Here is a 19,418-nt window from a genome sequence, read left to right on the forward strand (position 1 = left end):
CCTACAAATATTATACATTAATCAATATTTTTTTTTAAATCAAATTATCCTGTTTGTTTCAATTTTATAGTTTTTTTCCAAAAGATATTTAATTTTAGTGTAAACTATTTCAGCAGGATATTTTTCAATACTCTTTATAGGTTCAGTAAAAGTGATAAGAGAAATATTACCAACATCTGTTGATACAATATTTTGATGGTTGATAAGTTTATAAATAAAACTTTTATAGATCCCTTTGGGGTTAGCTTTATCTGTTTTTATTGTATAGACAGGTTTTTTACTCAATACTGCTTCTGTTACCATAGAACCACTCTCTTCGGTACAAAATATTTTATCTGCTACAGCAAGGAATACACTCATCACCTTTTCAGGTTTCTGGTTATATAACACATACTTTTTGATCATATCTTTCTCTTCGTCAAAGATCTTATATAATTTTTCTTCCATCTTTTCAGTGGTCCTTCTTGATGTTGTAATACATAATTTTGTATGATGATCTTTTGCCAATTGGATAATACTTCTCACCATCTTTTCAAAATCATTACTGGAATAAGGATAATCCTCTGTTGGTCCCCCAATTAATACACTCCAAATAGAATCTGTTTTCAGTATACTATTCTCGGATCTGAATTTTTCTACATCTTCACTGTTATATTTCAAACTTAATGGTGGTGTATCTACAACGATCTCATTAGGATACCGGTGATCCTCCAAAGAGACAATATAGGTAAAAAATGTATATTTTAAACCTCTCAATGAACTGCAATAGAGATTTGGACATCCCAAATACTGACTTAACATTACATTTAAAAAAGAGGTTGTCCCTCCTGTTGAGACAATAAGATCATAGTGCATTTTTTCAGGGACATCCACTTTTTGATAAAAAAGATCGATCAGTGATTTTTTTTCTTTCCAAAAACTACTTTGATTCAAGATCACAGTAATGATTCTTTTAAGCCAAGTGCTTCTTAATTTGGCATGTACTTTAATAATATTGATATCATGATATTGTTCAATAGTATGTATCACACCCTTTGAAATATTTTCATGCCCTGCTTTACCATCTGTTATTAATATGATGTTTTTTTTCATTGATCTATTTTATCGTTTGATATAAAGCAAAAAGTTTTTTTGTAATGACATCATATCCCAGATCATTGATATGGGTGTCATCTATATAATAGGTATCCAAATGTTCCAGGAATTCATCATAAAGATCAAGCTTGTAACAATTATCATATTTTTTGGTAAGTTCTGTAAGTATATGATTATACTTTTGTATAGCACTGTTTCTGAATAATTGTAAGCTGGGTACCGTATCAATTAAAATTATTTTTTTATCTGTTGCACTTTGTAAAATATTTTCAATATTCTTTTCATACTCCTCTATCCCAACAACATTATGACTGCCAAGCAGATCATATAATTTTAAAGATTTTGCGATTTTTTTATATTTTTTTACAATTTTACGATAGATCTTACGAAGTGCATAATCTGGATAATAAAGTACATAAGGAGCATATTTGAATGTTACCCATGAATCGACTAAACCATATTGAATAAAAATTATTTCGGTATCTTTACTATAAAAATCTTTAAAAAAATATTGCATTTCTCTGGTAGTAGACATTGTATATCCTGCATTTTTCAAACTTTTATCAATAAGTTTAGCAAAACGTTCAGGGTAAGCATTACCTTTAAAATAGACATCTCCATATATATTGCAATCACCTAATGCTAAAATATCTGCCATCTATTTTTTTCCTTTCATTTTAATTTGATATATAAAATAAGTATTTTAAATAATTGTATCTAAAGTGAAATATTCTTTTGCTTCAAGTAGTTTTACTTTTGCTAAATTTCAACTTCTTTAAAATAATTTATTTTTATTTACCAATACCCCTTTTCCCTCTTTTCAATTTCAACCAAAAAGCCAAGAAGTTATCTTTACCGCTGATCGTCACACGGGGAATTTCAAAAGGATCACATTCTGACAGGTCACCGATACCTGTTTCCGTTGTCACAGCACTGCTGTATCCACACTTTTTAACGATATTTTTATCTTTAGGATCATACAACCCAAAAGGATAAGCAAATGTTTGACAGGCTGTATCAAAAAGTTTTTCTATCTCTTCTTTTGATCTGCAGATCTCTCTTTCACTCTCTGTTGTATCCAAATTCTTCAGATTGGCATGGGTCAGAGTATGTGCACCGATCTCTATCAAACCACTATCCAATAACTCCCTGACCTCATCATCACTGAGTTTTGGTTCATCTTTCAGTCCGGCTCCTTCATTTTTGGCTTTACGGTACCCTGACCAATCTCTGTCATGTCGGTCATTGACCAGATAGATCGTTGCTTTGAAAGCATATTTTTTCAATATCGGGAGTGCATTCATTAAGTTGTCCCTGTATCCGTCATCAAAGGTGATCACCACGCTTTTTACAGGTAAGGATTCTTTTTGTACTATGGCTTCTGACATCGTATAGGAGTGCCATCCCTTCTCATACAGATACCGGACCTGTGCTTCAAAAGCTTCCGGAGAAACACGTAAAGAATTAAATTTTTTACCCGGAACAGCATCACGGATCATATGGTACATCAGTATCCTCGGGTAACGGTAATCGACCGCTCTTTTCCACCAGGCATAACGATAAGAGAAATAAACAGATATGAGCAGGAGTATCCCAACGAACCAAACGGTCATACCAGATCCTTATACACAGTTAGCGTACTCTGAACCATTTTTTCCAATGAAAAATTCTCAGAAATATAGCGATACCCATTAAATTCCAAGTGACTGCATTTATCAATAGCTTCAGCCAATGCTTCACTCTCTCCCACCGGATAGAAAAAACCGTTTTCACCTTCTGCAATGATATCCAGTACTCCCCCATGATCTGTTGCCACTACAGGAGTATTGAGGGCTAAAGCTTCTGCTACACTTCTTCCGAAACTCTCCGGTTTTTTAGAGCTGCTGACCACAACATCACTCAAGGCATAGATCTCTGATACTTGATTTTGAGAACCGGTAAAAATAATATTATCAGAAATATCAAGTTTTTTCACTAAAGCTTCCAGCGTATGAAAATAATCCTGTTTATCTTCACGTATACCCCCCACGATAAGTCCAATAATATTCGGATAATCTTTTTTCAGTAAAGAGATCGATCGAATGAAAGTCTGATGGTCTTTAAGCTGGGTAATACGTCCTACTGTACTGATGATACGTTTATCATCTAAATGATACTCTTTTTTAAAATTCTCTATAAATTTCTTATCAATATTTTGAGGATTGAATTTTTCTAAATCAATACCCCGTGGAATGACCGTGATCTTCTCATCCGGCGTATCATAATGTGCTTGAATGTAACTCTTGATCGCCTGACTGACACAGATCACATGATCACCTTTGGTCATAATGGCACTATAGGGACTCACACTGTTAAACCCATGCACCGTAGTCACAAAAGGAATACCTGATCTCTTATTTGCCAGATAGCTTAGCCATGCAGGTACACGACTTCGTGCATGGAGAATATCAGGCTTAAGTTCCTGAAATAATTTACGCAGTTTTATGATACGACCGGGAGCTGTAAAAGGATTTTTGGAACACACATCAAAAACAATATGTTTTCCTCCCTCTTTTTCTATCTGCTCTTGAAGTTTTCCTCCTGCACTGATCACAATACTCTCATACCCTCTCTTCACCAGTTCACGGCTGAGTTCCACTGTACCTCTTTCTACACCGCCTTCATTCAGTTCCGGGAGTATCTGTACAATTCTCATAATACTGCCTTATGCACATAAGATAAAAAATCTATTTTCTTATTCTTATTCTTTATCGTACCATCAAAAATATGCAAATATCCCTCTCTTGCCAAAGAAGAGATAAATCTTGTAAATTTATTATCACCTTTACTCTCTAAGGGCAGAACGATAACATTTGATTCACCATAAGCCACTGCTTCCGAGATCATAGAAGTACTGTCTCCCGTAATAAAGACTGTCTCACACTGTTCAAGAAAATCCGGGATAGGATTTACAGGATCTTCAGAATAGATCACTTCATAGTCAAATCCGTAATCTTTCACCAATGATTCGATCTCTTTGGAAGTACGGGGTGATGTCGTTATTGCAATTTCATACCCATGATAGTACTGTTTAATAAAATCCAATTGTTGTTTCAATATTTCCGGATCCATATTGAATATTTTATTATCACCGCCTATTACTATACCTATGGATTTTCTGTTTGCCTCATACAGACCTTCAGGTTCTATATAAGAAAAATTTGCAGGGATCTCAATAATATTATTTTGCTTTGGCGGGTTATCATGTCTTTGTGCAAAGATAATATCAAAAGTATAACGATACCCACGGGGCAGCATCATCACTACCGATCTTGTATCCGTTTTTTCAGCCAGGACTTTAGTAGCATAAGAGACAGAAGAGCCTGATCCAACGATCAGATCATACTTTTTATCTATCCGGATATCAAACAGCTTTTCCGTATTGATACCTAACTGATCAAGTATATAGGAAAGAGATTTATACCATCGATATTTAAATTTCACGGAAACAATATCATAAGGCATTCCCATATATTTTGCCAAGGCCAAAGACTGATTAAGATGACCCGTGCGATCATCACTCAATATGAGTATCCTACTCATATATGCCACCTGTTATGCATCCAGAACCACTGCTCGGGATATTGTCTGATCACATCTTCTATGGACTGATTGTATTTCAGGGTCATTGCGTCCAATTTCTTTTCTTTATCTTCGATCTCTTCTGCAACATAATCAACAGGCTCATTAATGATCATCTCATACAAGCCATCCCTGTCCCTGACAATAAAGATCGGTATAACAACAGGATCGAATTTTAATTTCAATGAAGCAACAGAAAGTGTCGTTTTAGCCGGATGATCAAAAAAAGGTACCATCGCACTATTTTTATTCCCTGCTTTCTGATCGATCAGCAATCCAACAGCCTTTCCTGCTTTTAGTCTTTTTGCCATAGCCAGCATTGCTTTCTTTTTACTGACTGCCTGATTACCGTATTTATTTCTAAAAGGGATTGTAATCTTTGTGTCTATCAGTTGATTATTTCCTTTTCTGCCTACTGCCAGCATAGGCAGACCGTTTTTTGCCAAAAAATGTGCAGCTAATTCCCAGTTGGAAAAATGTGCTGTAACAACAATAACTCCGAGTGGGCTGTTTTTCACAATTTCATCTAATTTCTTTTTAGCTTCTTCCCTGTTTTTAATTGCATTATCAATATTGAATTTGCCAATGAACATCAACAAGATTTCAGTAATTGTTTTGGAAAGTTCAACATAAACTTTTTTAGAAAGTTCAAGTATTTGTTTTTCAGATTTTTCAGGAAATGCCATAGTAAGGTTTTGAATAGTAAGGTTACGTCTTTTTCTATCTAAGCGGTATACAAGAAGTGTCAAACCTTTTATTACACTGTAAATAAATGATCTAGGAGCTATTTTTGCTAACCATAAAAACAGTTTCACTAAGATATATTCTACTTTTTCTCTCATCTACGACCTAATAATTTAATAGCTTATTTTACCCAAATAGCCTAAAGGATGCACCGTAAAATATCACCTTTCAATTTAATTTGCTATAATCACGGTAATTTATAAGCTATTGAAGGAATATTATTGTGATTGGAATCGTCGATTACAACATGGGTAACCTTGCCTCTGTTATCAATGCATTTGCAAAAGTAGGTGCAGATGCCAGCCTGGAGAGTGACCCCTCTAAATTAAGCCAGTATGACAAACTCATCTTACCAGGTGTAGGTGCTTTTGGTGATGCGATGGAACATTTGAAAGAAAATGGCATGGATAAAGCCGTAAAAGCATTTGCTGCCAGTGGTAAACCTCTACTGGGTATCTGTTTAGGGATGCAACTTCTTTTTGAAAGCAGTGAAGAGTTTGGAAGCACAGAAGGACTGGGACTTATCCCCGGTAAAGTAGTAGCCTTTGATGAGAGTGCATTTGACCATCCTCTAAAAGTCCCACATATGGGCTGGAACGAGTTGTTCCAAAATGTAGGGGCAAACCCTCGTGGTTGCCCATTGTTTGATGGACTTCCTAATGACTTTTACCTTTACTTTGTACACTCATTCCATGCTGTATGTGATGATAAGTATGCCATAGGGAAAACACATTACGGTTATGAATTTGTTTCTGCGGTACAAAACGGGAATATTTACGGTATCCAGCCACACCCGGAAAAGAGCCATGATAATGGGCTTAAAATCATAGAAAATTTTACGAAATTATAGGAATCAATATGCAAAATATAATAAAAGCATTGCATAGCAATGCATACAAACACTCATCACTCATCACTCATCACTCATCACTCATTTTTACTCCAAAGGAGCAAAAATGACCATACTCCCCGCGATCGACCTTAAAGACGGTAAAGCAGTAAGATTGAGCAAAGGCTTAATGGACTCAGCAAAAATATACTCTGATGAGCCTTGGCAAGTGGCAAAAAGATTTGAAGAGCTTGGATCAGAATGGGTACATCTTGTTGACCTTAACGGTGCATTTGCAGGTAAACCTGAAAATTTAGAGCAGATCAAACAGATTAGAGAGCACTGCAATCTCAAGCTGGAGCTTGGCGGGGGTATCCGTGATGAAGAGACTATAAAGATGTATCTTGACCTTGGAGTGGATAGACTCATCTTAGGTTCTGTTGCAGTCAAAAACCCTCAGTTCGTAAAAGATATGGCCGCGAGATATCCTATCGTTGTAGGTATCGATGCTATTGACGGTATGGTAGCGGTAGAAGGTTGGGCAGAAGTTTCAGACATGAAAGCAACTGACCTTGCCAAAGAGTTTGCAGATGCTGGTGTGGAAGCTATCATCTGTACAGATGTAGGTCGTGATGGTATGATGACCGGAGTGAACGTAGATTTTACTGTAGAGATCGCCAAAGCTTCCGGACTTGAGACTATCGCTTCTGGTGGGCTTAAAGATATGACTGATATCAATGCTTTGATAAAAGCTGGTGTGAATGGAACTATTGTAGGAAAAGCATTCTATGAAGGAACATTAGATTTAGAAGAAGCTTTTAAAGCTGCAAAAGAGGCATAATGCAAAATACGTATCATGAATTAACCGTTAAACTCAATGATGACTTCGTAGACTTCATAGCAGATTTCATCTCTAACATTTACGGTGAGGGGCTTGAACTGGGTAAAGGACAGATTATCGTACGAAGTGAATCTGATTTAACTTTCGTTAAAGATGCTCTTGTATCATTGGCAAGTACTTTAGGTGACAGTATCCAAATGGAATACACCCTTGAAGAAAAAGAAAATATAGACTGGATAAAAACCTATCAAGACTCTATACAACCCATAGAAGCAGGAAAGTTTTACATTTTTCCCAGCTGGTATGAGCCCAAAGAGGAATTAATAAATATCAAAATAGACCCTGCTCTTGCTTTTGGTTCAGGACATCATGCTACCACGTTTTCATGTTTAGAAGCTATTAGCGAATATGTTGAAGCGGATGTAAGCATCATTGATGTAGGATGTGGTTCTGGTATATTGGGACTAGCTTGTAAAAAACTAGGTGCAAACGTAGAACTCTGTGATACAGACCCACTTTCAGTAGAGAGTTGCAAAGAGAACTTTGAGCTCAATGAAGAGAACTATGATAAGCTCTGGGAAGGTTCCATAGACAAAGCAGAAGGCACATATGACGTGGTCATAGCTAATATCATAGCAGATGTGTTAAGATTTATTGCAAAAGATCTGAAATCTGCCACAAAAGAGGATGGATACTTGATACTTTCAGGTATCTTGGACAAAAAAGAAGAACTGGTCAAAGAGTCATTTAAAGACCTTGCCCTGGAAAAAAGAACACTGAAAGACGAGTGGGTAACACTTGTTTATAAAAAGGAAGCTAATGGCTAATCAGAACAATAACAATCAAGAGAACAATAACAATAATTTTTTCAATAACAATCCCCTGCTTGCATTTGCAATATTTTCCATTGTGATTATAATGATCTTTAAATCTTTTGTAGGTGAAAGTGACAGTTTAGGCACTATGCTTAACACTAACAATATAGCACAGACCAAACAAGTCAAATACTCTGAAATTAAAAAAGAGATAGAAAAAGGAACTGTCAAAAGTGTAAAACTTACACCTTCAAGCATTGAGGCGATTAGTGAAAAAAACGGACGTAAAATACGTTATATAGCACAAAATGTACCTACCTATGATGAAAAGCTCATCCCTCTTTTGGAAGAGAAGAACATCACATATGAAGGTGTAATGGGAAATGGTTTCTTTTCTGAACTTATCAGCATGATGCTCCCTATACTCATCTTTTTCGCTATCTGGATCTTTCTTGCCAAGAAAATGTCCAAAGGTATGGGCGGAGGTATTCTTGGTGCCGGTAAAGCGGACAAACTCATCAACTCTGAAAAACCTGATACGACATTCGATGATGTTCAGGGGGTTGAAGAAGCAAAAGATGAGGTTAAAGAGATAGTCGATTTCCTCAAGTTTCCGGAACGCTATATAGAACTGGGAGCAAAAATACCAAAAGGGGTTCTTCTGGTTGGACCTCCGGGGACAGGAAAAACCCTGCTTGCAAAAGCAGTTGCAGGTGAAGCATCTGTACCTTTCTTTTCAGTCAGCGGTTCAGGATTCATTGAAATGTTCGTAGGGGTCGGTGCAAGCCGTGTACGTGACCTTTTTGCCCAGGCAAAAAAAGAGGCTCCCTCTATTATTTTCATTGATGAGATCGATGCTATCGGTAAGAGTCGTGCTTCCGGCGGACAAATGGGCGGAAATGATGAAAGAGAACAGACACTGAATCAGCTTCTGGCTGAAATGGACGGTTTTGGTACAGATACACCTGTTATTGTACTTGCAGCGACCAACAGACCTGAAACACTTGATGCAGCTCTACTTAGAGCAGGACGTTTTGACAGACAGGTACTCGTAGACAAACCTGACTATGAAGGCCGTTTGGCTATCCTGAAAGTACACTCCAAAGGAGTGAAACTTGCTTCAAATGTCGACTTGGAGATCGTTGCCAAACAGACTGCAGGACTGGCGGGTGCCGATTTGGCGAATATCATCAATGAAGCAGCACTTCTTGCCGGAAGATTCAATAAAAAAGAGATAGAACAGTCCGATCTGCTCGAAGCCATTGAAAGATCCTTTGTAGGGCTTGAAAAGAAAAATCGTAAAATAAACGAAATAGAAAAAAGAATAGTCGCATACCATGAGAGCGGGCATGCATTGATGGCAGAACTCTCAAAAGGTGCAACACGTGTTACCAAAGTTTCCATCATTCCAAGAGGTCTTGGTGCACTGGGATATACACTTCACCTTCCTGAAGATGAAGAACGTTTCCTGAAACAGAAACATGAACTTATGGCTGAAATAGATGTACTTCTTGGCGGACGTGCAGCAGAAGAGATCTTCATAGGTGAAATAAGTACCGGTGCAGGCAATGACCTTGACCGTGCAACTGCCATTTTAAAAGATATGATCTCAGTATACGGAATGAGTGATGTCGCAGGACTTATGGTACTTAAAAGAACTGAAAACAGCTTCCTTGGCGGCGGCATGGCATCGACTGATTATAGTGAAAAAATGGCAGAAGAGATCGATGCTGAAATTAAAAAGACCCTCAATGAGCGTTATAACTTTGTTAAGAAAACACTCAACGAGTATTACCAGGCTATAGAGAACATGGCTTCTGTTCTACTTGATGTTGAAGTGATAGAAGGTAAAAAAGTACGTGAGATCATAGAGACATATGAACAGGAAAACCATATGGAAAGCCGTTTGGCACATCCGGACAAAGTAGAAGAAACCAAGAAAGAAGAAACCAAGAAAGAAGAAAAAGAAGAATAACATGAATAGACCAAACCTTATCTATCTCCTGCCGAATCTTTTTACTGCAAGCAGTATTTTTGTAGGTGTGATAAGTATGGTAGAAGCAAGCAAAGAAAACTTTGTCCTTGCCTCCTGGCTTATACTTTTAGCTCTTATTTTTGATGGATTGGATGGTCGGATCGCTCGTCTGACCAATACAACAAGCCAATTTGGTGTAGAGTTCGACTCTTTGGCAGATATTATCTCTTTTGGTATTGCTCCTGCGATGCTGCTCTACTTTTTTGCAGGACATGAATTTGGACGTTTCGGTATTTTAGTTTCTGCACTCTATGTTATTTTTGGAGCTATCCGTTTGGCACGATTCAATATCTCTACAGCCAAAACGGATCCTAATGTTTTCATTGGACTTCCCATCCCTACAGCTGCGATTTTCATCTCTATGTGGATACTCCTTTTTTACAAATATTCCTTAGAGAACTACTGTATTGTTCTACTGTTTTTGGCTTTAGGGGTTAGTGTACTTATGGTCAGCAACTTCAGATACCCCTCATTCAAAAAAGTTCAACTTGACAAACCGATGGTCTTTAAGACCATGATACTTCTTGTTCTTATCGCTTCTTTACTTTATCTTTTTTCAGCAGAAGGATTTGCAATCATCATCCTTGCATATATATTGTATGGTCCTTTACGTGCACTAAGAACTCTTAATATTAGAAAGATAAAAATTAAAAGATAATTTTTATCCCTTGTAATTTATTTTAATTTATTGTATACTTTTAGAAATCTAACAGGAGAACACAATGAAAACAATCATTCATACAAACACTATTTTCACTAAAGATAGTTCTCTCCTGCTACTGCTTGCACTCTAATAGTCTAACTATCCACTTTTTTACATAAGATAACATTCTATTCTAATATCCTAACCAATATTTAGGTAAAATTAGACAATTTTCAAGCCAGTTGGCTTTTTATAACAATAAGGTTATTACCATGAGTACTGAAACAATTAAAATATTTGACACAACTTTAAGAGATGGAGAACAAAGTCCCGGGGCTTCCATGAACACTGAAGAGAAGATCCAGATCGCTGTACAGTTGGAGCGTTTGGGTGTAGATATCATTGAAGCGGGATTTGCCGCTGCAAGTCCGGGAGACTTTGATGCTATAGAGAAGATAGCACAAAGAGTACACAACTCTACCATCTGTTCTTTGGCACGTGCGCTTGACTCAGATGTCAAAGCAGCAGGGGAAGCCATAGCAAAAGCAAAGACGAAACGTATCCATACTTTTATCGCAACTTCCAAAATACATATGGAACACAAACTTAAAATGTCTCCTGATGAAGTTATCAAAAGAGCTGTAAGAGCAGTAGAGTATGCTCGTACCTTTGTTGATGATGTAGAGTTCTCCTGTGAAGATGCAGGTCGTTCAGATATGGGCTTCATGAAAGAGATAAGTGATGCCGTTATAGAAGCAGGTGCAAGTACTATTAACTTGCCGGATACCGTTGGCTTTAGACTTCCTTTTGAGATAGGTGCTATGGTCAAAGAGATGAGTGAATATGTCAAAGGCAGAGCTATCATTTCAGTCCATAACCACAATGACTTGGGCTTGGGTGTAGCAAACTCGTTAGAAGCTGTGATGAATGGTGCAAGACAGGTAGAATGTACCATCAATGGTTTAGGTGAACGTGCAGGTAACGCAGCGCTTGAAGAGATTGTGATGGCATTAAAAACCCGTTCAGATGTCTTTTCAGAATTTGATACAAATATCAATACAAAAGAGATCTACCCAAGCAGCCGTTTGATAGCCAGTATCACAGGCATAGAACCACAACCCAATAAAGCCATCGTAGGTAAAAATGCTTTTGCTCATGAGAGCGGCATACATCAGGATGGTATGCTAAAACACAAAGAAACCTATGAGATCATCCGACCGGAAGACATTGGTTTGGATATGAAAGATACTTTGGTCTTGGGTAAACACTCCGGGCGTGCAGCATTTAAAGACAAGTTGAGTAAATTAGGCTTTACCTTGGATGATGAAGCATTGAACGCTTCTTTTGAACGCTTTAAAATATTGGCTGATAGAAAAAAAGAGATTTATGATGATGACTTAAGAGCATTGGTTACGAATGAAATGACCTCTGCACCAAAAGTATTTGAGTTGGTCTCATTACAGTTGATGGATTGCAGTAATGGTGTACCCAGTGCTGCTGTCAGCATCAAAAAAGATGATAATGAGATCATTGATGCAAGCATTGGTGAAGGAACGATAGATGCTATCTTTAAAACTATTGACAGAATCTCAGGTTATGTCGGCAAGTTGGAAGACTACAAAGTTAAGTCAGTGAGTGAAGGTAAAGATGCCTTGGCTTCTGTAACCGTAAAAGTCTCATTTAATGATAATGAACCTGCCATCATAGGACATGGCTTAAATATAGACACAATGTTAGCCTCTGCCAGAGCCTACATCGGCGCATTAAATAGTTATTTGAGCATGGAAGGGAAATTGAAGTCACGTTATAGTGATAGTTCTAAAACAGTTTAATATGTAGGGGCATCCCTTGTGGCTGCCCTTATATTTAAAATATTTTATTGGGCACCCACGAGGGGTGCCCCTACGTATCTACATATACTTCTTCAAAACCTCAGGAATCTCAATCGTTCCGTCTTCATTCTGATAATTCTCCATGATCGCAATAAGTGTACGCCCTACCGCAAGCGCTGAACCGTTCAGTGTATGTACCAATCTATTTTTCTTTCCGCCTTTGAAACGTATTTTTGCACGTCTTGCCTGGAAATCCCTTGTATTGGAGATAGAAGAGATCTCGCGGTATTTATTTTGTCCGGGAAGCCACACTTCCAGGTCTATGGTCTTTGCCGCAGAAAAGCCCAAATCCCCTCCGCAAAGTTCTACTACTCTATGCGGCAGACCAAGAGCAGTAAGTATATCCGAAGCATTCTGTACCATCATATCAAAAACTTCATCCGATCTGTCCGGATGTGCAATGGCTACCATTTCAACTTTGTCAAATTGATGTTGACGAATCATCCCCCGAGTATCACGCCCTGCACTCCCTGCTTCTTTCCTGAAACATGGTGTATAACCGGTCATAAGTACAGGAAGTTCTTTTTCTGGAAGAATCTCATCATTATACATATTGGTAAGCGGAACTTCTGCAGTAGGGATAAGATAGAGATCTTCTCCCTCTATTTTAAAAAGGTCATCTCCGAACTTTGGAAGTTGTCCGGTACCTTGAAGCATGGCAGCATTATTCATAAATGGCACACAAAGCTCTTCAAAGCCTCTTTCTCTATTGGTATCAAGGAAAAAGTTGATTAGCGCTCTTTCAAGCCTTGCAGCGTCACCTCTAAGCACAGAAAAACGGCTCTTGGCAAGTTTTACTCCACGTTCAAAATCTATCCATCCGTTTTTCTCTGCCAAGTCCCAATGCTCTTTGGGCTCAAAAGAGAAACTTCTGGGTTCAAGTACTTTGATTAGTTCTATATTAGCATCCTCATCTGCACCCTCAGGGACAGAATCATCCGGAAAATTCGGTATAGCAAGTGCAATAGCATAAAGTGCTTCTTCCGCTTCTCTGGCCTTTTCCTGAAGCGGGACCATCGCTTCCTTGTTCGCATCTACTTTTGCTTTCAGTTCAGTAATATCTTTGCCCTCACGCATATACTGACCAAAAAGTTTGGACATACTGTTCTGTTCTGCTTTGGATGCTTCGAGTGTGGCATTCGCCTCTTTTAAAGAAGTAAAAAGTATTTGAAGATTTTCAAGTGTAGCACTGTCCACACCTTTTTTCTGAAGTTTGGCACTTGCTTCCTCAAAATTATTTTGGAGATATTTTAAGTCTATCATGGGGTTTACCTATTTCTAAAATGTTTATGGAATTATAGTCATAAAGTATAAAAAGATTGATTAAATAAGAAAATTTAAGTGGTAGCAAGAGGGGAACTCGAATCCCCGACCTCCGGCTTATGAGACCAGCGCTCTAACCAGCTGAGCTACCTTGCCACTGTTGAAGAGACCGGAATTTTATCTAAAGTTACCTTTATTGTCAATAGTTTTCAGAAAAAAGTTTTAAAAAAAGTTTTTTAGCCTGATATACTATAATTCTTTAGTCATAATGACTCATATATATTAAATAATTCACAATAACCTACTTGACATTTTTTTAAAAAATGACTAAAATACCCTCATAAAAAAATAACATATCAAAGGAGCTGAGATGGCATTTATACCATTGGCGAACAGAGTTCTTGTAGAACGCGAAGAACAATCAAATACAACAGCATCAGGTATCATTATTCCTGATACAGCAAAAAAGAAACCTTTACAGGGAAAAGTGATCGCTGTAGGGTCTGAAGCAAAAGAAGATGGGATCAATGAAGGTGATACTGTAGTATTTGCTGACTTTTCCGGTATGGAAATCACGATAGAAGGGTCTGAGTACCTTATATTATTGAGTAAAGAGATTTTAGGTCTTATTAAATAATCATTAAGGAGAATTATTATGGCAAAAGAGATATTTTTTTCAGACAAAGCAAGAAACGGATTATATGAAGGTGTATGCAAGCTGGCAGATGCAGTCAAAGTAACAATGGGACCTCGAGGGCGTAATGTACTCATACAAAAAAGTTTCGGTGCACCGCACATCACCAAAGACGGAGTGAGTGTCGCACGTGAGATAGAACTAACAGACAGCTTGGAGAATATGGGTGCCCAACTTGTAAAAGAAGTAGCTAGCAACACTGCCGATGAAGCCGGTGACGGTACAACCACTGCAACTGTATTGGCACATTCCATCTTTAAAGAAGGTCTTAGAAATATCACTGCAGGTGCGAATCCCATAGAAGTGAAGAGAGGTATGGATAAAGCATCAGCTGCCATCATTGAAGAACTTAAAAAGATATCGAAAGAAGTAAAAGACAAAAAAGAGATCGCACAGGTAGCCACAATCTCTGCAAACTCTGATGAGACTATCGGTAATCTTATTGCAGAAGCAATGGAAAGAGTTGGAAAAGATGGTGTGATCACGGTGGAAGAGGCAAAAGGGATCAATGACGATCTCGAAGTAGTAGAGGGTATGCAGTTTGACAGAGGATACCTTTCTCCATACTTTGTGACCAATACAGAGAAAATGACATGTGAGATGGAAAATCCGCTACTTCTTATTACAGATGCAAAAATCACTTCATTAAAAGATCTGGTTCCTGTACTGGAGCAGATACAACAGAGTGGAAGACCGCTTCTTATCATCTCTGATGACCTGGAAGGTGAAGCATTGGCAACACTGGTATTGAACAGACTTAAAGGTGTATTGAACATTGCTGCAGTTAAAGCTCCCGGATTTGGTGACAGAAAAAAAGAGATGCTAAAAGATATCGCTATCCTGACGGGTGCAACAGTCATCACCGAAGAGTTAGGTCTCAGCCTGGATAAAGCTACACTGAATGAACTCGGCCAGGCAGCAAGAGTGGTTATAGACAAAGACAATACTGTCATCGTAGACGGTAAAGGCGATAGTGCTGCAGTTGAATCCAGAGTTAGTGAGATCAAAGTTCAAATTGGAAATACTACAAGCGAGTATGATAAAGAAAAACTCCAGGAAAGACTTGCAAAACTCTCCGGTGGTGTAGCAGTAATTAAAGTCGGAGCTGCCACAGAGACTGAGATGAAAGAGAAGAAAGACAGAGTGGATGATGCTCTTTCTGCAACGAAAGCTGCTGTAGATGAAGGTATTGTTATCGGTGGTGGTGCAGCACTTATTAAAGCTGCACAAGCTGTGGATCTTGACCTGTCCGGAGATGAAGCAGTAGGTGCAGAGATCATTGTAAGAGCTGTATATGCACCAATGAAACAGATCGCTCAAAATGCCGGATTTGATGCAGGTGTAGTTGCAGATAAAATTGCAAACTCAAATGAAGCGAACTTGGGCTTCAATGCTGCAACAGGTGAGTATGTAGATATGCTTGAAGCAGGTATTATTGATCCGCTTAAAGTTGAAAGAGTTGCTCTTCAGAATGCAACATCTGTAGCAAGCCTGCTTCTTACAACAGAAGCAACAGTTTCAGATATAAAAGAAGCCCCAACTGCTACTCCGGCTATGCCAGATATGGGTGGCATGGGCGGCATGCCAGGAATGATGTAAAAAAGCATAAGAACGGTGCTGACTGTACCGTTCTTATCTCTTAATATATTTGTATTACTTTCTCAATAATTTTTGGAACTCAAATACTGCAAGTGGTTTTGAAAAATAATATCCCTGCATATAATCACATCCGTAAGAGGCTATAAGATCGAACATCATTTCATTCTCTATCCCCTCAACAACAATTTTCATTCCCAGATTATGTCCCAATTCTATCATTGCTTTTACTATTCTCTGATCTTCCTTGTTATGCAATACATAGTCCACTAATGTTTTATCCATTTTTAATACATCAGCCGGAAATTTTTTCAAATAAGAAAAGGAAGTATATCCTGTCCCAAAATCATCAAGTGAAATCCCCACACCAAGCTTTTTCAATGCCATAAGTTGTGTATATACCTGTTCTTCACTGCTCATTGCCGAACCTTCTGTGATCTCAAACTTAATAAAATGGGGATCAACCTGATGATGGACCAGCTGCTTTGTAACATTATCGACAAAACCTTCTGTCTCTATCTCCAACAGTGACATATTGATCGATACTATGATCTGCTTAAATTTAAAAAGCTCCCAGCGTTTCTGCTGTTTCAATACTTCTTCAAGTACATATCTCCCCAAATCAATAACTATACCTGTTTTTTCCATAATAGGTACAAAAATATCCGGAGGAATGAACCCGTACTGCGGATGCCTCCAGCGTATCAATGCTTCTGCTGCTGCTATTTCTTTTGTTTCAACCTCTACTATCGGCTGATAATATACTTCAAATTCATTTCTTTCTATTGCTTCATGTATACCGTTATAAAGTGCCAATTCATCATAATCATGTTGCAAGGTGTCCGTTTTATAAATATGGATACGCCCATGTCCGTTTTTTTCTGCCTCTGCTAACGCTTTATAGGCATTATCAAAAAGATTCAGGGTCGACCCGCTCTCTGGATAGATACTTATACCTATAGATGCCGTCAAATGTAAACCGACACCTCCCATTTTATAAAAGGATACCAGCTGCTTTTGAACTTCTTTACTCAGTATTATGATCTCATTATATGACTCTACTCTTGGAATAATAAGTAAAAAATTATTATGGAATGTATGATAGACATGGAAAGATGATTTTTTTGCACGTTCTTCCAGATATTTTGCAAATTTAATAAGTATGATATTTGCCTGTTCATGGCCGATGATTGCTCTCAATTGTGAAAAATTATCTATATTCACCAATACCAGTGCAAACTTTTTGTTATCCAAATGTATTTGTGCATAAAATTTATTTAGATCCTGCAGTGCCTGTACCTGATTCGGCAAGTGCGTAAGTTTATGTCTATATGCAGCAGAAAGTCTCTCCTGTTCCTTACTTAGATCATGGATGGAAATGATTTTATACCACAATGTATCTGTTTGCCCGATAGAGGAATCATCAATATAAAGATTGACCGGTATTTCCTTATTTTTCTTCCCATCCACCAACAGACTGGTCTGAGGAAAAGATTGCATTTTATCTTCTGATGCTTTATGCATTTGTTGAATAAACCGATCCAGATCCAACCACTCTTTCTTCATCTTTACTTTAGGCATGGTTTTTAAGGGCTTATCTATATGTTCTTCAGTTAAATCAAGAAGTTCCATCATGGATTTGTTGGCATAGATCACACAGTTTTTATTGGAAAGTATGAGAATAGCATCTTCAGAAATATCAAATGCTTTCTGGAATATTTTGATCTTTCTCTCAATACGCTTTTGAAGCTTCTTCTTTTCTTTTATCAGAAAATAGATCCGAAGTATAAGCATAAAAAAGATTAAAAATATAATGATATTTTCAACAGTAGTGAAATTGTTCATATCTAATGAAAAATCCATTGAGACACCTTATGATCATAATTTGAAGGCAATCCCCTCCAGTTCTCTTAAATAATGGGTTTTTCCCTCTCCCCTCTTTAAGGCTTGCTGCTTCCCATCCTATTTTTGCAAATAGTTCGGTATTGAACTTTTAAATTATATAATATCTATTTTATGCTTAAGCACCTGCAAACATAAAGCTTCTATTTTAACAGAAGCATCTTCCAGTATAAATGTCTCATTTACTTCAAGCATATCAAGATCTACAGGTATATTATTGCGTGATACCTGGGCCCATCCTTTTCGGCATTGCAGTTTGGGATCACTCATTTTCAGTTTTTTGGAAACATAGTCCAAATATTGTTCTTTTTGTTGTAAAATAAAATGTATATTTTGCAAAAAGCTCTTTTGAACTGCAGGCAACTGCTCAGAAAAACGCTCTACCTTGTACTGTATTACACGTCTGTATTCTTCTTCAAGATGTTTAAATTTTACTTCAGCCTCTTGAAGCCGTCTGGAAGGAGAGTATCTTAAGAGTATTTCTTCCATATGCTTTAACTCACGTTGAGCATGATGAATCTTTTGTTCTATGCTATGCTTTAAACGTTCGGCATACTCTCCTAATGTATAAAGTATCTCATGACTGTCCGGAAGTATCATCTCCATTGCAGCACTTGGTGTAGGAGCACGAAGATCTGCTACAAAATCACTTATCATCACATCTACTTCATGGCCTACAGCACTTACAACCGGTGTTTTCAATAAAAAGATCGCATCTGCCACTTCTTCTTCATTAAAAGGCCATAAATCTTCTGCAGAACCTCCTCCACGCCCTGCTACAATCACATCTACACCCAAAGTATCGGCATACTTCAGCCCTTGTGCTATCTGTGAAGCTGCCGGTTCGCCCTGTACCAAAGTATCAATAATGATCACTTCAACCAATGGCCACCGTTTCTCTATGATCTTAAGCATATCATGCAGGGCTGCACTCTCTTTGGCTGTTACCAGCGCAATCCTTTTTATATATTTCGGGATACTCTTTTTTCTTTGTGCATCAAAATATCCTTTTGCTTTAAGCCGTTCTTTCAGTTGTTCATAGGCTAAAGCCAAAGCACCTTTTCCATAGGGTTCAACATGTACTGCATAGAACTGATACTCTCCTCTGGGCGTATAAACCCCTACGGAACCCTCTACTACAATATGCATACCTTTTTCAATACGGAACTTCAATTTTGAAACAGCTGAACGCCACATCACACATTTAATAGAACTCTCTTTATCTTTCATAGAAAAATAGACATGTCCTGAAGTATGGTAGGTTACAGAAGCCACTTCACCCTCTACAAGGATGTGCATAAAAGTGGCTTCAAGGAGAGATTTTATTTTGGTGTTAAGTGAGGAGATGGACATCATAGTTTGTGACATATTTATCCTTGTAGGTCGGGTTGCCCTCATCCCGGCATTAATTTGCATAAAAAAAGTTTATGACATCAAAAATTGATTGT

Annotated in this window: 17 protein-coding genes and 1 tRNA gene; 8 read left to right on the plus strand and 10 right to left on the minus strand. The window is 37.8% G+C overall.

Translation table 11 applies throughout. The annotated features are described in order from the left end of the window. Window positions 1–39: 39 nt before the first annotated feature. The 6 genes from ACZ48W_RS04195 to ACZ48W_RS04220 all read right to left on the minus strand — a co-directional run bounded on the left by ACZ48W_RS04195 (window position 40) and on the right by ACZ48W_RS04220 (window position 5,558). Window positions 40–1,092 carry an ELM1/GtrOC1 family putative glycosyltransferase gene (locus tag ACZ48W_RS04195; RefSeq protein ID WP_464830080.1) on the minus strand — a complete coding sequence of 351 codons (1,053 nt, stop codon included), beginning with the start codon at window positions 1,090–1,092 and terminating at the stop codon, window positions 40–42. 4 nt (window positions 1,093–1,096) lie between these two features. After that, a complete protein-coding gene (locus ACZ48W_RS04200; protein WP_464830081.1) occupies window positions 1,097–1,753 on the minus strand; it encodes an SGNH/GDSL hydrolase family protein in 657 nt (218 codons plus the stop codon). Between the two features lie 133 nt (window positions 1,754–1,886). Further along, window positions 1,887–2,708, minus strand: coding sequence for a polysaccharide deacetylase family protein (locus tag ACZ48W_RS04205; protein WP_464830082.1), 822 nt, complete (start codon window positions 2,706–2,708; stop codon window positions 1,887–1,889). After that, window positions 2,705–3,790, minus strand: coding sequence for a glycosyltransferase family 4 protein (locus ACZ48W_RS04210; RefSeq protein WP_464830083.1), 1,086 nt, complete (start codon window positions 3,788–3,790; stop codon window positions 2,705–2,707). Before ACZ48W_RS04210 ends, ACZ48W_RS04205 begins: the two co-directional genes overlap by 4 nt. Then, window positions 3,787–4,677, minus strand: coding sequence for an ELM1/GtrOC1 family putative glycosyltransferase (locus tag ACZ48W_RS04215; RefSeq protein ID WP_464830084.1), 891 nt, complete (start codon window positions 4,675–4,677; stop codon window positions 3,787–3,789). The genes ACZ48W_RS04210 and ACZ48W_RS04215 overlap by 4 nt, the downstream gene beginning before the upstream one ends. Continuing rightward, entirely contained in the window at window positions 4,674–5,558 is an 885-nt protein-coding gene (locus tag ACZ48W_RS04220) for a lysophospholipid acyltransferase family protein (protein ID WP_464830085.1), read from the minus strand. The genes ACZ48W_RS04215 and ACZ48W_RS04220 overlap by 4 nt, the downstream gene beginning before the upstream one ends. 125 nt (window positions 5,559–5,683) lie before the next feature. Between ACZ48W_RS04220 and hisH the strand changes: the two genes are divergently transcribed. The 6 genes from hisH to ACZ48W_RS04250 all read left to right on the plus strand — a co-directional run bounded on the left by hisH (window position 5,684) and on the right by ACZ48W_RS04250 (window position 12,455). Continuing rightward, on the plus strand, window positions 5,684–6,310 hold the full coding sequence (hisH, locus tag ACZ48W_RS04225) for an imidazole glycerol phosphate synthase subunit HisH (RefSeq protein WP_464830086.1): 627 nt from the start codon (window positions 5,684–5,686) through the stop codon (window positions 6,308–6,310). A gap of 106 nt (window positions 6,311–6,416) precedes the next feature. After that, entirely contained in the window at window positions 6,417–7,130 is a 714-nt protein-coding gene (gene hisA / locus ACZ48W_RS04230; RefSeq protein ID WP_464830087.1) for a 1-(5-phosphoribosyl)-5-[(5-phosphoribosylamino)methylideneamino]imidazole-4-carboxamide isomerase, read from the plus strand. Beyond that, complete coding sequence (locus ACZ48W_RS04235; RefSeq protein ID WP_464830088.1) at window positions 7,130–7,957, plus strand: 50S ribosomal protein L11 methyltransferase; 828 nt, start codon at window positions 7,130–7,132, stop codon at window positions 7,955–7,957. The genes hisA and ACZ48W_RS04235 overlap by 1 nt, the downstream gene beginning before the upstream one ends. Next, a complete protein-coding gene (ftsH, locus tag ACZ48W_RS04240; protein WP_464830089.1) occupies window positions 7,950–9,920 on the plus strand; it encodes an ATP-dependent zinc metalloprotease FtsH in 1,971 nt (656 codons plus the stop codon). The genes ACZ48W_RS04235 and ftsH overlap by 8 nt, the downstream gene beginning before the upstream one ends. 1 nt (window position 9,921) lies before the next feature. Further along, on the plus strand, window positions 9,922–10,638 hold the full coding sequence (pssA, locus tag ACZ48W_RS04245; protein WP_464830090.1) for a CDP-diacylglycerol--serine O-phosphatidyltransferase: 717 nt from the start codon (window positions 9,922–9,924) through the stop codon (window positions 10,636–10,638). A gap of 257 nt (window positions 10,639–10,895) precedes the next feature. Then, window positions 10,896–12,455 (plus strand): 2-isopropylmalate synthase, encoded by a 1,560-nt coding sequence (locus ACZ48W_RS04250; RefSeq protein WP_464830091.1) that lies wholly within the window; start codon window positions 10,896–10,898, stop codon window positions 12,453–12,455. A 78-nt stretch (window positions 12,456–12,533) separates the two neighbouring features. Here the strand turns inward: ACZ48W_RS04250 and serS are convergent, their stop codons facing one another. Next, window positions 12,534–13,778 (minus strand): serine--tRNA ligase, encoded by a 1,245-nt coding sequence (gene serS / locus ACZ48W_RS04255; RefSeq protein WP_464830092.1) that lies wholly within the window; start codon window positions 13,776–13,778, stop codon window positions 12,534–12,536. Window positions 13,779–13,857: 79 nt separating this feature from the next. Then, window positions 13,858–13,934: transfer RNA gene (locus ACZ48W_RS04260), tRNA-Met, on the minus strand. A 214-nt stretch (window positions 13,935–14,148) separates the two neighbouring features. Here ACZ48W_RS04260 and groES point away from each other — a divergent pair. Next, window positions 14,149–14,415: a co-chaperone GroES gene (groES, locus tag ACZ48W_RS04265; protein ID WP_464830093.1), complete on the plus strand. Its 267-nt coding sequence runs from the start codon at window positions 14,149–14,151 to the stop codon at window positions 14,413–14,415. A gap of 18 nt (window positions 14,416–14,433) precedes the next feature. Continuing rightward, on the plus strand, window positions 14,434–16,071 hold the full coding sequence (gene groL, locus ACZ48W_RS04270; protein ID WP_464830094.1) for a chaperonin GroEL: 1,638 nt from the start codon (window positions 14,434–14,436) through the stop codon (window positions 16,069–16,071). Between the two features lie 54 nt (window positions 16,072–16,125). Here groL and ACZ48W_RS04275 read toward each other — a convergent pair whose 3' ends face one another. Together ACZ48W_RS04275 and xseA are read right to left on the minus strand one after the other, a co-directional pair. Next, entirely contained in the window at window positions 16,126–17,931 is a 1,806-nt protein-coding gene (locus ACZ48W_RS04275; protein ID WP_464830095.1) for a sensor domain-containing protein, read from the minus strand. 135 nt (window positions 17,932–18,066) lie between these two features. Then, window positions 18,067–19,338: an exodeoxyribonuclease VII large subunit gene (gene xseA / locus ACZ48W_RS04280; RefSeq protein ID WP_464830096.1), complete on the minus strand. Its 1,272-nt coding sequence runs from the start codon at window positions 19,336–19,338 to the stop codon at window positions 18,067–18,069. Window positions 19,339–19,418: the final 80 nt, after the last annotated feature.

It is taken from the genome of Sulfurovum aggregans, assembly GCF_055385215.1.

Excerpts from the sequence above, each read along its gene's own strand:
- ftsH (WP_464830089.1), top strand. The coding sequence starts at position 7,950 with ATGGCTAATCAGAACAATAACAATCAAGAGAACAATAACAATAATTTT.
- ACZ48W_RS04205 (WP_464830082.1), bottom strand. The coding sequence starts at position 2,708 with ATGACCGTTTGGTTCGTTGGGATACTCCTGCTCATATCTGTTTATTTC.
- ACZ48W_RS04250 (WP_464830091.1), top strand. The coding sequence starts at position 10,896 with ATGAGTACTGAAACAATTAAAATATTTGACACAACTTTAAGAGATGGA.
- xseA (WP_464830096.1), bottom strand. The coding sequence starts at position 19,338 with ATGTCACAAACTATGATGTCCATCTCCTCACTTAACACCAAAATAAAA.
- ACZ48W_RS04235 (WP_464830088.1), top strand. The coding sequence starts at position 7,130 with ATGCAAAATACGTATCATGAATTAACCGTTAAACTCAATGATGACTTC.
- groES (WP_464830093.1), top strand. The coding sequence starts at position 14,149 with ATGGCATTTATACCATTGGCGAACAGAGTTCTTGTAGAACGCGAAGAA.
- ACZ48W_RS04195 (WP_464830080.1), bottom strand. The coding sequence starts at position 1,092 with ATGAAAAAAAACATCATATTAATAACAGATGGTAAAGCAGGGCATGAA.
- ACZ48W_RS04200 (WP_464830081.1), bottom strand. The coding sequence starts at position 1,753 with ATGGCAGATATTTTAGCATTAGGTGATTGCAATATATATGGAGATGTC.
- ACZ48W_RS04215 (WP_464830084.1), bottom strand. The coding sequence starts at position 4,677 with ATGAGTAGGATACTCATATTGAGTGATGATCGCACGGGTCATCTTAAT.
- hisA (WP_464830087.1), top strand. The coding sequence starts at position 6,417 with ATGACCATACTCCCCGCGATCGACCTTAAAGACGGTAAAGCAGTAAGA.
- ACZ48W_RS04275 (WP_464830095.1), bottom strand. The coding sequence starts at position 17,931 with ATGGATTTTTCATTAGATATGAACAATTTCACTACTGTTGAAAATATC.
- pssA (WP_464830090.1), top strand. The coding sequence starts at position 9,922 with ATGAATAGACCAAACCTTATCTATCTCCTGCCGAATCTTTTTACTGCA.
- serS (WP_464830092.1), bottom strand. The coding sequence starts at position 13,778 with ATGATAGACTTAAAATATCTCCAAAATAATTTTGAGGAAGCAAGTGCC.
- groL (WP_464830094.1), top strand. The coding sequence starts at position 14,434 with ATGGCAAAAGAGATATTTTTTTCAGACAAAGCAAGAAACGGATTATAT.
- ACZ48W_RS04220 (WP_464830085.1), bottom strand. The coding sequence starts at position 5,558 with ATGAGAGAAAAAGTAGAATATATCTTAGTGAAACTGTTTTTATGGTTA.
- ACZ48W_RS04210 (WP_464830083.1), bottom strand. The coding sequence starts at position 3,790 with ATGAGAATTGTACAGATACTCCCGGAACTGAATGAAGGCGGTGTAGAA.